This is a genomic window from Streptomyces sp. NBC_01264 (assembly GCF_026340675.1).
In the GTDB taxonomy this organism is placed as follows: Bacteria; Actinomycetota; Actinomycetes; order Streptomycetales; family Streptomycetaceae; genus Streptomyces.
Genome location: NZ_JAPEOX010000003.1, coordinates 122,505 through 136,853 on the forward strand (window position 1 = coordinate 122,505; position 14,349 = coordinate 136,853).

A 14,349-nucleotide genomic window follows, 5' to 3' on the forward strand; every position below is an offset into this window, starting at 1 on the left:
GCCCGCCTGCCCCACGCCCCCGTGGGCAGGCGGGCCCGCCTCTTTTGGGCGACCTAGGGGGTGTCCTGCCGATCAGGCCGGACACCCCCTAGGCGACCCGGTCGGCGGGGGCCGGGGCCTGGTGCCGTCCGGCCTCCAGCTGGCGCAGGCGCGCCGCGCCTCCCGACTTCTGGTGCAGGCCGTACGAACCGGGCTTGGCCGCCTCATCGGCCAGGTGCTTGGGAATGACCTTGCAGACGAGTTCCTTGAGCTTCGCGCCCGGACGGCCGCCGATGGTGAACCACACCGCGACGTCCGCCCGGTCGGCGAACTGGAAGATGCCGGCGGTGCGGCCCAGGCTGATGCACTGGGCGGCGAACGGCCGGTTGAGGGTCGCCGGCGCCTCGTCCGCGATCCGGCTCAGGACCGTGTCGGCGGCGCGTGCGCCCAGCGGCATCGCGGCCTGGCAGCTCATCCGCAGCGGCAGGCCCGACGGGGCCGCCGAGTCGCCGGCCGCGACGATGCGTACGTCGTCCACGCTGGTCAGCGTCTCGTCCGTGAGGAGGCGGCCCAGCGGGTCCGTGGTCAGGCCGCTGCGCACCGCCAGGTCCGGCACCGCGAAGCCGGCGGTCCAGATCGTCACCGCGGCGGGCAGCTCCCGTCCGTCCGCGAGGCGCACGGCGTCGCGGGTCACCGCCGTCACCTTGCTGCCGGGGCCGTCGACGATGCTCACCCCGAGGCGGGCCAGCCGTGCGGCGACCGAGCGGCGGCCCCGGGCGTGCAGGTACGGGCCGAGGACCCCACCGCAGACCAGGGTCACGGTGCGGCCCTGCTCGGCCAGTTCGGCGGCCGTCTCGATGCCCGTCGGTCCCGCCCCGACCACCGTCACCACGGCGGTCTGCGGGGCCGCTTCCAGGGCCGGGCGCAGCCGCTGCGCGTCCTCCAGCGTCGCGATCGGGTACGCGAACTCGGCCGCTCCCGGCACGCCCGGGTCGGCGCTGCCGCTGCCCACCGCGTAGACCAGGTAGTCGTAGGCGAGCCGGGCGCCCGAGGTCAGCGCCAGGCCGCGGTCGTCGGCGTCGATCCGCTCCACCGTGTCGACGACCAGGGCGACCCCTTCGGCCAGGACGTCCCGGTAGGCGATGACCGAGGCGTCCGACCCGCCCACCAACTGGTGCAGCCGGACCCGGTGGACGAAGTCCGCGCGCGGATTGACCAGGGTCACCGTCACGTCGTCGCGCCGCGTCAGACGGTTCGCGGCCATGACGCCCGCGTATCCGCCGCCGATGACGACCACTTCGGTGTTCGCGTTCCGGTTCATCTCGTGTCTCCATCGCTCGCTTCGGGCGTTCTGGGCACAAGACACCGGCGCCCCGGCCCGTGTGACAGGTCCGCGGGTGTGACCCGCGCCACAGTGCGCATCCGGGGTGCGGAGGCGGCCCCGGCCGTACGGCCGGTCCTGCGGAGTTCCCCGGGCGGATCGGGGCGGCGCGGTGGAGGATCTACGGGGGCGGGGGCGGGGCGGGGGCGGCCGGGAGCGGCCCGGGGACTTTGGCGAAATCGAATCGAAAGCGGGGGGACAGAAGCGGTGGGCAGAGTGGGGGCACACCACACGACTGCCAGCGGGGGAACCATGGAATTCTGCTTGCTCGGCCCCGTTGAAGCCAGACGCGACGGCCGGCCCGTGGGCCTCTCGGGGGCCAAAATGCGTACGTTGCTGGCGGCGCTGCTGCTCGCCCGGGGCCGGGTGGTGCCCGACTCCCGGCTGAGCTGGCTGTTGTGGGGCATGTGCCCGCCCGTGACGATGAGCGCGCAGATCTACACGTACGTCTCACGGCTGCGCAAGCTCCTGGAGCCCGAGGTCACGATCGTCCGGCGGGCCCCCGGGTACGCCATCGAGGCCGAGGGCAGCCACATCGACATCGTCGACTTCGAGCGGCTGGAGCGCCTGGGGCGCACGGCGCTCCAGCAGGGCAGGTACGACGAGGCGGGGACGCTGCTGGGCCAGGCGCTGGACCTGTGGCACGGACCCGCGCTGGGGCACACCACGGAGTTCCTCGTCGAGAACGACGGACCCCAGTGGGAGGAGGGCCGGGCGGCGGCCCTGGAGAACCGGATGGAAGCCGACCTCGCCCTCGGACGGCACCAGCAGGTCACGGCCGAACTCACGCGGTTGGTCGGCGAGTTCCCGCTGCGCGAGCGGATGCGTGCGCAGCTGATGACCGCCCTGTACCGGTCCGGACGCCAGGCGGACGCGCTGCGCTCCTTCCACGAGGGTCGCGGCACGCTCGCCGAGGAGCTCGGGGTGGAGCCCGGCGCCGAACTCACCGACGCCTACCAGGCGGTGCTGGACGGTTCGCTGGCCGTCGCGCCCGTTCCCCCCGGCGCCGGGGTGCTCGCCTTCGCCTCGCGTCCCGCGCCCGCGATGCTGCCCGCGGAGCCGGGCCCCTTCGTCGGCCGCGAGCGGGAGCTCGCCGCGGTCCGGCGCCTGCTGGCGCCCACCGGACGGCCCCGCCGGGGGCTGATCACCGGGATGGCCGGGGTCGGCAAGACGGCGCTGGCGCTGCGCGCCGCGCACGGCTGCGCGGAGGACTTCCCCGACGGACAGCTGTACGCGGACCTCGCGGACACGCAGGACGGTTCCAAGGACACCCGGGCCGTCCTGGCGCAGATGCTGCGCGCCCTGGGGCACGAGGCGGCGGGCGCCGCCCGTCACGACCTCGACGAACTGGTGCGCCTGTACCGGGCCCGCACCGACGGGCTGCGGCTGCTCGTCGTACTGGACAACGTGACGGACGGCGGCCAGCTCTCCGCCCTGCTGCCCGCGGGGACGGCGGCGGCGGCGCTGGTGACCGGCCACCCCCACCTGGCTCTGGCGACCGGTCCGCACACCGTCGTCCTCGAGCCGATGGGCGAGGACGACAGCCTCGCCGTGCTCGCGGCGGCGGCCGGCACGGAACGCGTGGCGGCCGACCTGCCCGCCGCCCGGCGGATCGTGGAGCACTGCGACGGACTGCCGCTGGCCCTGCGGATCGCCGGAGCCCGGCTGGCCTCGCGGCCCCGCTGGTCGGTGGGGCTGCTGGCCGGACGGCTGGAGGACCCCGGCAACCGGCTGCGCGAACTGCGCTTCGGCGACCTGGACATGGGCCGCTCGCTGCGGCGGTGGGCCCGCCGGACCTCGGTACCCCTGGACATGCTGCGCCGCCTGGCGCCGCTGGGCGAGAGGTCGTTCACGGTGTCGGCCGCCACCATGCTGCTCGGCCTTTCCCACGCCACCGCCGAGGACCTGCTGGAACAGCTGGCGGACGCCTCCCTGATCGAACCGGCCGACCCCGTCGGTGGCGTGCTCCAGTACCGCTTTCACCGGCTCGTACTGCTCTACGCCCGGTCCCTGCCCGTACGGATGGCCGATGCCGCGCTCCCTGCGGCGAGCTGATCCGTATCCCCTCACCATCCACGAGAGACAGAGGAATATGAGCAACGACGCAGTCGTGCTGACGTCGGTGACCAAGACCTACGGCGGCGGCGACCACAAGGTCACGGCGCTGGGCGGGGTCTCCCTGACCCTGCCCGCCGGTTCGTTCACCGCGATCATGGGCCCTTCCGGATCGGGGAAGTCGACGCTCCTGCAATGCGCGGCGGGGCTCGACCGTCCCGACTCGGGGTCCGTCGTGGTGGGCGGCGCGGAGCTGACCGGGCTGTCGGAGAGGGCGCTGACCCTGCTCCGGCGCGAGCGGATCGGTTTCGTCTTCCAGCAGTTCAACCTCATGCCGATGCTGACGGCGGAGCAGAACGTGGTGCTGCCGCTGCGGCTGGCCGGCCGCAAGCCGGGGAAGGAGGCGGTGCGCGAGGCGCTGGGCCGGGTGGGTCTCGCCGACCGTGCCGGCCACCGGCCGTCGGAGATGTCCGGCGGCCAGCAGCAGCGGGTGGCCCTCGCCCGCGCGCTGATCACCCGGCCGGACGTGCTGTTCGGCGACGAGCCGACGGGCGCCCTGGACTCCACGACGGGCCGTGAGGTGCTGCAGCTGCTGCGCTCGCTGGTGGACCAGGGCGGCCAGACGGTCGTGATGGTGACGCACGACCCGGTGGCCGCCTCCTACGCGGACCGGGTGGTCTTCCTCGCGGACGGGCAGCTCAGCGGGGAACTGCTGCGGCCGACCGCCCACGAGGTGGCCGACCGGATGACCAGGCTGGAGGAGGTTCCGTGCTGAGCGTGGTGCTGGCCACGGTCCGTGCCCGCTGGACGCACTTCGCCGGCGTCTTCCTCGCGGTCGCGCTGGGTGTGGGCCTGACGGCGTCGATGGGGCTCGCCCTCGCGGCGACCCTGGACGCGCCGCAGGAGCTGAAGGACCGTGACGCGGACGCGGTGTTCACCGTCAACGCGATGCTGGGCACCGCGGCGGCGGTGACCACCTTCACCTCGGTGTTCGTGGTGGCGTCGGCGTTCGCCTTCGCGGTGGCGCAGCGGCAGCGCGAGTTCGGTCTGCTGCGCTCGGCCGGCGCCACGGGGCGCCAGCTGCGGGTCGCGGTGGTCGCCGAGGCCGCGCTGGTGGCCGTGCCGGCCGCCGGGCTGGGCTGCCTGATCGGCAGTGCCGGCGGGCCGGCGCTGGTCGAGTGGATGGCCCGGGAGGGGCTCGCGCCGGACTGGCTGACCGTCCAGGCGCGGGTCTGGCCGTACGCGGTGGCCTTCGGTACCGGTCTGGTGGTCGCGCTGACCGGAGCCTTCGTCGCGTCCGGCCGGGCCGCGAAGACCAGTGCGGTCGAGGTGCTGCGGGAGGCGGCGGTCGACAAGCGGGTGATGACCGTGGGGCGCTGGCTGTTCGGCGGTCTGCTGCTCGCGCTCGGCGCGGGGCTGCTGGTGTCGAAACTGGTGTCGGATCCGGCGGACCTGCTCAAGCGCAAGACGTACACGACGCAGCCGATGGTGCTCATCGGTGCGTTCGCGCTGCTGACCCCGCTGGCGGCGGGGCCGCTGGTGCGGCTGGTGGCGTGGCCGGCGGCGCGGATGCGGGGGGCGGTGGGCATGCTGGTGCGCGAGAGCGCGGCGGCGGGCGTCCGGCGGACCTCGGCGCTCGCGGCGCCGGTGCTGGTGAGCGTGGCGCTCGCCGGGTCGCTGCTGGGGTCGACGGACACGGTCGGTGCGGGCCGGGCGGACGAGGTGCGCAGCCGGACGGCGGCCGACTTCGTGGTGACCTCGGACGGGCAGCTGTCGGACGCGGCCGTGGACGCGGCGGCCGTGCCGGGGACCCGGTCGGCGGTCTCGGCGGCCACCACCGTCGAGTACCTGTACGAGGGCCTGGTGCGGACGCCGGAGCCGGCGCGGGTGGTCGACCCCGCGGCGTTCGCCGAGCTGTCGCGGCCGCCGCTGGTCGAGGGCTCGGTGAAGGACCTGAACGACACGTCGATCGTCGTGAACGACGAGTGGCCGGTGACGGCCGTGGGTCAGCCGGTCGACGTGTGGCGGGCCGACGGTACGAAGGTCTCGCTGACGGTGGCCGCGGTGATGCGCCGGGGCACCGGCGGCAACGGGGCCTACGTCACCGCCGCCAACGGGGGCGGTGCCAGGCCCGACCGGGTCGAGGTCCGGCTGGAGCCGGGCGCGGACCGGACCGCGGTGGCGGCGGCGCTGGGCGCGGCCGTGGGCGCGCAGGGCGCGCGGGCGGTCACCGCCGAGGAGTGGATCGCGGCGTCGCAGCCGGAGACCAAGCGGGAGAGCCGTCTGGCGATCTTCGTGGTGCTGGGGCTGGCGCTGCTGTACTCGCTGATCGCCCTGGCGGGGACGATGGTCGCGGCGACCTCTGACCGGAAGCGCGATCTGGCGGTGCTGCGGCTGAGCGGGGCCACCGGCGGCCAGGTCCTGCGACTGGTGGCCGTGGAGGCCGCGGTGGTCGTGGTGGCGGGGGCGATCCTGGGCCTCCTCGTGACGGCGCTGAACGTGCTGGGCACGTGGTCGGCGCTGTCGGTGCTGGTCGGATCGGCGGCGCCGTTGTCCCTGCCGTGGGGTGCGATGACGGCGGTGGCGGCGGCCTGCGCCGCGGTCGCGGTGCCGGCGGCGGTGCTGTCGGCGGCCGTGGTGCTGCGCGGGCGGGTGGCGCCCGGCGCGGCGTGAGAGGCACCGGCTGAAGGAGCCGGCTGAAGCGGGCAAGCTGAAGCAAGCAGGCCGTGCGGCCCGGGTGATCCGGGCCGCACGGCCTGCCGCGTTCACGCGGCCATGATCACGGGCAGGGCCGGTGCGGCCGGCCGGTTGACGGTGGGGACGGATTCTCCGGCGAGGACGCGGCGGACGGAGTCGGCGGCGTCGGCCCCGGCCCGGTCCTGGGCCTCACCGGTGGAGGCCCCCAGGTGGGGGGTGACCACGACGTTGTCCAGGGTGAACAGCTCGTGGTCGGTGCAGGGTTCGACGGCGAAGACGTCGAGGCCCGCGCCGGCGACCCGGCCTTCCTTGAGGGCGGCGTACAGCTCGTTCTCGTCGATGATGCCGCCGCGGGCGGCGTTGACGATCCGCACCCCCGGCTTCATCCGGCGGAACGCCTCGAAGCCGAGCAGGCCGACGGTCTGGGGGGTGCGCGGCAGGTGGACGGTGATGAAGTCCGCGCTGTCGAGGAGTTCCTCCAGGCTGACGAGGTGGATGCCTTCGGCGGCGGCCCGCTCCGGGTCGGCGTAGGGGTCGTGGGCCAGTACCCGCATGTCGAAGGCGGCGAGGCGGCGGGCGACCAGGGAGCCGATGCGGCCGAGGCCGATGACGCCGAGGACCTTGCCGGACAGTTCGACGCCGCCGAAGGCGGAGCGCTGCCAGGAGCCGGAGCGCAGCGAGGCGTCGGCGCGCGGGACGTGGCGGGCCACGGCGAGCAGGAGGGCGACGGTGAGTTCGGCCGCGCTGACGCTGTTGGCGTCGGGGGCGTTGACGACGCTCACACCGGCGGCGGTGGCGGCGGACAGGTCCACGTTGTCGACGCCGACGCCGGCCCTGCCGATGGCTTTGAGGCGCGGGGCGGCGGCGATGGCCTCGGCGTCCATCCGGGTGGCGCTGCGGATGAGTACGGCGTCGGCGTCGGCGAGGGCGGCCAGCAGGGCCGTGCGGTCGGTGCCGTCGACGTGGCGGATCTCGGTGCCGGGGCCCAGGGCCCGGGTGGCGGAGGCGGCGAGGGCTTCGGTGATGAGGACTACGGGGGCGCGCATGGGATGTCGGTGTCCTTCCGGGAGGGCTGGGGTCAGGCGGAGCAGGCGCGGTCGAGGCGGTCCCCGGCGGCTTCGAGCTTGGTGAAGGTCTTCTCCAGTTCGCCGACCTTGCCCTGGCTGGGGTCGGAGGTGCGGATGCGCTCCGCGAACTCCTCGTAGACGCCCGCGAACTCGCCGAGCGCGGTGCGCACCTCGGGATCGGTGGTCTTCTCTCCGGCGACGCGCAGTTCGCCGGCGAGGGCGCCCGCGCTGCGGGCGACGCTCTCGGGGTCCTTCTCGATGTCGTCCGCGGAGCTCGCGAAGCGGTCGGCGGAGGCGATGGTGCGCCCGCACGGGTAGGGCGCGGAGGAGTTCGAGCCGGTGGTCTCCTGGCAGCCGGTGGCCGCGACGGCCACCAGGGCGAGGGATACGAGGACGGTGAGCCGGTCGGTGCGCATCAGTAGCCACCCCACTGGATGAGGACTTGGTCCCGCTCGGTCTGCGAGAGCAATTCGATGGAGCCCACGGATTGTTCCGGGGCGTCTGCCATGGCTTCGAGGGCGCGCGTCATGCGCTCCAGGAAGACCCGCGCCTCGTCGGCGCCGTACACGTCGGGGCGGTGGCCCAGGCGCAGTTCGAGTCCGCCGTCGACGGGGACGGCGATGAGCCTCAGGGGGTAGTGCGTGGCGTCCTGGACGGCCAGTGCGGCCAGCCGGGGGCCGGTGACGACGGAGGCCAGCGCGTCGGTGTCGAGGGGGTAGTTGACGAGCATGGTGGTGGTGTCGAAGAGCTCCCGGCCGGTGGTGAGGCGCTGGACGCGGGAGAGCCCGAGGTGGTGGTGGGCCATCAGGCGGACCTGTTCGGCCTGGAGCCGGGTCAGGAGCGCGTGGAGGGGTTCGCGGCCGTCGGTGCGCACCCGTACGGGGAGGGTGTTGCAGAGCATGCCGATCATGCGTTCGATGCCGGGCACCTCGGGCGGGCGGCCCGAGACGGTGGCTCCGAAGACGACGTCCTGGGATCCGGTGGCCTGGGCGAGGACCAGGCCCCAGGCCGTCTGGTACTGGGTGTTGAGGGTGATGCCGTGGGCGCGGGCGCGCTCGGCGAGGCGGTCCAGGAGCGCGTCGGGGACCAGGCGGGTGACCTGCTGCTGGGCCACGGCGGGCCGGTCGGCGGCGTCGGGTGCGATGAGGGTGGGTTCCTCGATCCCGTCGAGGTAGGCGGTCCAGGCCTCCTCGGCTCCGGCCTGGTCCTGGGTGACGAGCCAGCTGAGGTAGTCGCTGTAGGGGGCGACCGGGGGCAGGGTGTCGCCGCGGCCAGCCCACAGGGTGAACAGTTCCCGGGCGGCGACGGGCAGGGACCAGCCGTCCCAGACGATGTGGTGGGTGCTCAGCAGCAGCCGGTGGTGGCCGGGGGCCAGTCGGACCAGGGCGAGGCGCAGCAGGGGCGGGCGGATCAGGTCGAAGCCGCGGAGCCGTTCCTGTGCGGCGAGCCGGGCGGCGGCCTCCTCGCGTGCGGGGGCGGGCAGATCGCTCAGGTCGTGTTCGGCCCACGGCAGCACGGCCGTGGCGCTGACGGCCTGGACGGGTTCGCCGATGCCGTCGTGGTGGAAGCCGGCCCGCAGGTTGGGGTGGCGGTCCAGGAGGGCCTGGCCGGCGGTGCGCAGCGCCGCGGCGTCGAGGGGTCCTTCGAAGTCGAAGGCGACCTGGGTGTTGTAGGTGTCGTCGGCGCCGTCGGCCTCGAGTGCGTGGAAGAGGAAGCCTTCCTGGAGGGGGGTGAGGGGCAGGACGTCGGTCAGGCCGGGGACGGCCTGTTCGAGTGTTTCCACGTCCTGCTGGGTGAGGGTCACGAGCGGGAAGTCGCCGGGGGTGCGGCCGCCGGCGCCGGGGCGGGCGGCGTGCAGGGCGATGCCGTGGAGGGCCTCGGTCCACAGGGCGGCGAGTTCGGTCAGGGCCGCCTCGGTGAGGACGCCGGCGGGGGCGCCCCAGTCGGCGTACAGCTCCGGGCCCGCCGTGCCCTCGCGGGCCAGCACGTTGACCTCCAGGGCGTGGGCGGCGGGCAGGCCGGGGTCGGCACCGTCGGGCAGGGCGTCGCCGGGCAGCGGCTGCCAGGGCGCGGCGTCGTCGGTGGCGCTGCCGAGCCGCCCCAGGTAGTTGAACAGGACGCGGGGTGCGGGCAGGGCCGCCAGCCGGTCGCGGGACTGCGGATCGAGGTGGCGCAGCGGTCCGTGGCCCAGGCCGTCGCCGGGGACGGCGCGCAGCTGTTCCTTGACGGCCTTGACGGCGCGGCCCGTGGCGGGGCCGCCGGAGGCGATCTCGGCCCAGTGGGAGACGCCGGTCTCCAGGCGGACGGGGTGGACGGCGGTGAACCAGCCGACGGTGCGGGAGAGGTCGAGGGCGCCCTCCTCGGTGCGGCCGTGGCGTTCGAGGTCGACGAGGAGCGGGGTGCCGGGGGCGGCGGTGGCGTGGCGTCCGCGCCATTCGGTGACGGCCAGGGCGAGGCCGGTGAGCAGGATGTCGTCTATCTGCCCGTGGAAGGCGGCGGTGACGGGGCCCAGCAGGGCGGCGGTGACGTCGGCGGGGAGCGCGGTCCTGATGTGGCGGGCGGTGGCGGCGGTGTCGGTGGCCGGGTCGACGGGGCGGGCCCCGATGCCCGGCTGGGGGATGTCGGTCATGGCCTCCCAGAGGGGGAGTTCGCCGCGCCGTGCGCCCGCTTCGGCGGTGCGCAGCTGGTGGTTGGCCCAGGTGCGGTAGGAGGTGGGCACGGGCGGCAGGGTCGGGGGGCGGCCGGCGGCGAGGGCCTCGTAGGCGGCTTTGAGGTCGGGCGGCAGGATCCGCCAGGAGACGCCGTCGACGACGAGGTGGTGGATCGCGAGCAGCAGCCGGCCGGGCAGGCCGGGGCCGGCGTCGAAGCGTACGGCGGCGACCATCCGGCCCGCCGCCGGGTCCAGGGTGCCCCGGGCGGTCTCGGCGGCGCTGCGGACAGCTGCGTCGAGGGCTTCGCCGGTGAGCCCCGCAATGTCGGTGCGGGTGAGCAGGCCGGGGTAGCGCACGCCCTTGCGCGGGACGATCAGGCACTGCTGCTCGCGCGCCAGCCGGGCGCGCAGGACGTCGTGGTGGTCGAGGAGGATGTGCAGGGCCTCGGTGAGCAGTTCGTCGTCGGTGTCTGCGGGCAGGGCGAGGAGCATCGCCTGGTGGAACCCGTCGACGCTGCCGCCGCGGCCGAGTACGTCGCGGGCCACGGGCGGGAGCGGTACGGGGCCCAGTGCGGCGGTGGCGGGTTCGGCCGGCGTGGCGGGGGCGTCGTCGGTGCGGGCGGCGACGGCCAGGGCCTCGACGGTGCGCAGTTTGAAGATGTCCGAGGGGGTCAGGCGCAGTCCGTGTTCGCGGGCACGGGCGACGAGCTGGATGGCCATGATGCTGTCGCCGCCGAGCTCGAAGAAGGAGGCGTCGGCGCCGGCCCGCTCCACGCCGAGGACCTCCTGGAAGAGGCGGGCGAGGGTCTCCTCCCGTTCGGTGACGGGGATGCGCCCGTGCCCGGTGTCGGTCAGGTCGGGTACGGGCAGGGCGGCGCGGTCGACCTTGCCGTTGGGGGTCAGGGGCAGGGCGTCCATGACGACGACGGCGGCGGGGACCATGAAGGACGGCAGGACGCCGGCGACATGGGCGCGCAGGTCGGCGGGGTCGAGGGAGCCGGAGCCGGGGGCGGGGGCGGCGTAGGCGACGAGGCGGCGGCTGCCGGGGCGGTCCTCGCGGACGACGACGACGGCCTGGGCCACGGCCGGGTGGCGGGCGAGGACGCTCTCGATCTCGCCGGGTTCGATCCGGTAGCCGCGGATCTTGACCTGGTGGTCGCTGCGGCCGATGTAGTCGAGGTGGCCGTCGGGGTGCCAGCGCACGAGGTCGCCGGTGCGGTACATGCGGTCGCCGGGCGGTCCGAAGGGGCACGGCTGGAAGCGGTCGGCGGTGAGGCCGGGGCGTCCGGCGTAGCCGCGGGCCAGTCCGGGTCCGGCGGCGTACAGCTCGCCGGGGACGCCGGGCGGTACGGGGCGCAGCCCCTCGTCCAGCACGTAGACGCGCATGTTGGCGATGGGCCGGCCGATGGGCGGGACGACGCCGCCGGACAGCGGTGCGCTGATGGTGGTGCAGACGGTGGTCTCGGTGGGGCCGTAGCCGTTCAGCATGCGCAGCCGGGGGGCCCACCGGGCGACGAGCGAGGGCGGGCAGGCCTCACCCGCGACGAGCAGGGTGCGCACGGTGGGCAGGGCGTCGGTGGGCAGGACGGACAGGGCGGCGGGCGGCAGCGTCAGGTGCGTGATGCCGTGCCGGGCGACGAGTTCGACGAGTCCTTCGCCGGGGAGCAGCTGGTCGGCGGGGGCCAGGACGAGGCGGCCGCCGGCGAGGACCGAGGAGACGACTTCGAAGGTGGCGGCGTCGAAGCTCGGCGAGGAGAACTGCAGGACGCGGCTGTCGGTGTCGAGGCACATGGCCTCGCGCTGGGCGGCGAGCAGGGAGGCGATGCCGGTGTGGGAGACGGCGACGCCCTTGGGGCGGCCGGTGGAGCCGGAGGTGTAGATGACGTAGGCGGTGTTCTGGGGGGAGAGCGGGGTGCCGCGGTCGGTGTCGGTCGGGTCGGTGGCGGGGCGGGCGGCGACGGCGGCCGCGGTGGCGGGGTCGTCGAGGACCAGGCGGGGGCAGTCGCCGGCGATGACGTCGGCGGTCCCGGTGGTGGCCACGGCGCAGACGGGGCGGGCGTCCTCGAGCATGTACGCGATGCGCTCGGCGGGGTAGTTCGCGTCGATGGAGAGGTAGGCGCCGCCGGCCTTGGAGACGGCGAGCAGGGCGGTCAGCCAGGCGGCCGAGCGGGGCAGGGCCAGGGCGACGGTGGTCTCGGGGCCGGCGCCGGCGGCGATGAGGTGGTGGGCGAGCCGGTTGGCCCGCGCGTTGAGTTCGGCGTAGGTCAGCTCGCCGGTGTCGTCCGCGACGGCGATCAGGTCGGGCGTCCGCTCGACGCGGGCCTCGAAGAGGGCGGCGATGGTGGCGGGTTCGACGGGGGTGGCGGTGTCGTTCCAGGTCTCGGTGATCGTGAGGCGTTCGGCGGCGGCGAGGAGGGGGACGGTGTCGAGGGGGCGTCCGGGTTCGGCGACCACGGCGTCGAGGAAGGCGACGAACCGGTCCTGGTAGGAGGCGACCTCGGACCGGGAGTACTGGGTGGGGTCGGCGTCGAAGTCGAAGCGCAGGCCGTTGCGGTCGGCGCGGTCGTACACGGCGAGGGCGAGGCCTTCGACGGGTCCGAGGGAGAGGTTGTGGGCGGTGGCCGCATGGCCGCCGAAGGAGATCTGGTAGTCGAAGGCCATGATGTTGACGACGGGTCCGATGAGGCCCATGTCGGTTCCGGTCAGGCCGAGTTCGCGGCGCAGGTCCTCGTAGCGGCAGCCCTGGTGGCGGACCAGGGTGCGGACCTGCGCGGAGACGCGGGGGGTGAGCTCGGCGAGGCTCTCGCCGGGCCGGACCTCGATGTGCAGGGGCATGACGGTGGAGGCGAAGCAGGGGGTGCGGCGTACGGCCTTCCCGACGCGGCCGGTGACGGGCAGGCCGAGGACCACGTCGCTCCGGCCGGTCATCCGGGACAGGTAGGCGGCCATGGCGGCGATCAGCAGGATCGGCCGGCGGGTGCGGGCGGCGCGCGCGGTGTCGGAGAGCTGGTCGGCCCGGTCCTGTCCGATGGTGCGGGTGCGGCGGATGAAGGAGGGCGCCCCGGCGGCGAGTTCCTGTGCGGTGGGTGCGCCCTGGGGGGTTCCGGGCAGGGTGACGGGCGCGGGCAGGGAGGCGAGGCGTTCCGCCCAGTGGGTGCGGTCGGCGGCGGCCTGGTCGGAGGCCCGGTAGGCGGTGTCCTCCGCGAGGACGTCGGTCAGCGGGAGGAAGTCGCAGGGTGCGGCGGCGCGGCCCTCCTCGAGCGCGGTGTACAGCTCGGCGATGCGGCGTCCGACCATGGCACCGGCCACGCCGTCGATGACGAGGTGGTGGAAGCGGTGGAAGTAGAGGAACCGCCGGTCCGCGAGCTTGATGAGGGCGAAGGTGCTGAGGCCTCCGGCGGTGAGGTCGACGGGCCGGTTGAGGTCGGCCCGCATCCAGGCCTCGGCGGCGGCGAGCGGGTCGGGCTCGGCGCTGAAGTCGGGGGCGGGCAGGGGCGGCAGGGTGTCGTCGAGGTACTGCCACAGGCCGTCGTCGTCCTCGGAGATGGTGCGCACCCGCAGGATGTCGGCCTCCAGCAGCAGGGTGTGCCAGGCCTGCTCCATCAGGGCGTGGTCGACGGGACCGTCGATGGCGAAGTACTCGCCCACGTTGTAGCCGCGGCCCGTGCTGTCGAGCTGGTGGGCGAACCACAGTCCGGTCTGTGCGGCCGACAGCGGCAGCCGCGAGGGCGGGAACATCTCAGGCATGACGGTCTCCAGCGGGGTCGAGGCCGAGCCGGCCGGTGAGGAAGTCCATGAGTTCGCCGGCCCGCCCTTCGAGGTAGAAGTGGCCGCCGGGGAAGGTGTGGACCTCGTGTCCGGCGACGGTGTGGCGGGCCCAGGCGGCGGCGTCCTGCGGGGTGCAGGAGGAGTCGTCGGTCCCGGTGACGACGGTGAGCGGGCAGGTGAGGGGGGCGCCGGGTGCGTACCGGTGGCCGGTGAGGAGCTGGAAGTCCCCGCGCAGGGTGGGCAGGGTCAGTTCGCGCAGTTCGGGGATCTCCAGCAGTCCGGCACCCGCGCCGCCCAGGCGGCGTACGTAGGCCAGGACGGCCTCGTCGTCGGGGAGCGGCAGCCGGTCCCGGGTGTCGATGTGGGGGGCCTTGCGGGCGGAGGCGAACAGCCGGACCACGGCGGCCGGGTGGCGGGGGCGCAGCAGCCGGGCGGTCTCGAAGGCGAGGGTGGCGCCCATGCTGTGGCCGAAGAAGGCGGCCGGCAGGTCGAGCCACGGTTCGATGGCCCGGGCGAGTTCGCGGAGCATGACGGCCATGTCGGTGACCGGCGGTTCGTCAAACCGGTCCTGGCGCCCCGGGTACTGCACGGCGACGACCTCCAGCTCCGGCGGCGCGGCCTCGGCCAGCTCGCGGAAGGCACTGGCCCCGCCGCCCGCGTGCGGGAAGCAGAACAGCCGCGTGCGGGCCGCGGGCCGGGGAGCGAACACGCGCAGCCAGGCGGAGGCGGTCGGGGTCTTGAGGACCGGCATG

Annotated in this window: 7 protein-coding genes and 1 pseudogene; 3 read left to right on the plus strand and 5 right to left on the minus strand. The window is 74.8% G+C overall.

Going from position 1 to position 14,349, the window contains the following annotated elements; translation table 11 throughout:
• Positions 1-88 precede the first annotated feature (88 nt).
• Entirely contained in the window at positions 89-1,300 is a 1,212-nt protein-coding gene (locus OG435_RS44430) for an NAD(P)/FAD-dependent oxidoreductase (RefSeq protein ID WP_266886789.1), read from the minus strand.
• Positions 1,301-1,684: 384 nt separating this feature from the next.
• On the opposite strand from OG435_RS44430, the gene OG435_RS44435 reads away from it, so the two are divergent.
• Genes OG435_RS44435 through OG435_RS44445 form a run of 3 tightly spaced genes read left to right on the plus strand, consistent with a single transcriptional unit; the run spans position 1,685 to position 6,088 of the window.
• Positions 1,685-3,415: an AfsR/SARP family transcriptional regulator gene (locus OG435_RS44435; RefSeq protein ID WP_266886791.1), complete on the plus strand. Its 1,731-nt coding sequence runs from the start codon at positions 1,685-1,687 to the stop codon at positions 3,413-3,415.
• 37 nt (positions 3,416-3,452) lie between these two features.
• The gene (locus OG435_RS44440) at positions 3,453-4,190 is read left to right on the plus strand and encodes an ABC transporter ATP-binding protein (RefSeq protein WP_266886793.1); all 738 of its coding nucleotides are present in this window, start codon (positions 3,453-3,455) and stop codon (positions 4,188-4,190) included.
• Entirely contained in the window at positions 4,184-6,088 is a 1,905-nt protein-coding gene (locus OG435_RS44445) for an ABC transporter permease (RefSeq protein ID WP_266886795.1), read from the plus strand. The genes OG435_RS44440 and OG435_RS44445 overlap by 7 nt, the downstream gene beginning before the upstream one ends.
• Before the next feature lie 143 nt (positions 6,089-6,231).
• Here OG435_RS44445 and OG435_RS44450 read toward each other — a convergent pair.
• The 4 genes and pseudogenes from OG435_RS44450 to OG435_RS44465 all read right to left on the minus strand — a co-directional run.
• Positions 6,232-7,158: pseudogene (locus OG435_RS44450) on the minus strand (hydroxyacid dehydrogenase); the annotation flags it as partial.
• Positions 7,159-7,190: 32 nt separating this feature from the next.
• Positions 7,191-7,595, minus strand: a complete 405-nt coding sequence (locus OG435_RS44455; RefSeq protein WP_266886797.1) for a hypothetical protein — start codon at positions 7,593-7,595, stop codon at positions 7,191-7,193.
• The gene (locus OG435_RS44460) at positions 7,595-13,576 is read right to left on the minus strand and encodes a non-ribosomal peptide synthetase (RefSeq protein ID WP_266886799.1); all 5,982 of its coding nucleotides are present in this window, start codon (positions 13,574-13,576) and stop codon (positions 7,595-7,597) included. The genes OG435_RS44455 and OG435_RS44460 overlap by 1 nt, the downstream gene beginning before the upstream one ends.
• Positions 13,569-14,348 carry a thioesterase II family protein gene (locus OG435_RS44465; protein ID WP_266886801.1) on the minus strand — a complete coding sequence of 260 codons (780 nt, stop codon included), beginning with the start codon at positions 14,346-14,348 and terminating at the stop codon, positions 13,569-13,571. The genes OG435_RS44460 and OG435_RS44465 overlap by 8 nt, the downstream gene beginning before the upstream one ends.
• Position 14,349: the final 1 nt, after the last annotated feature.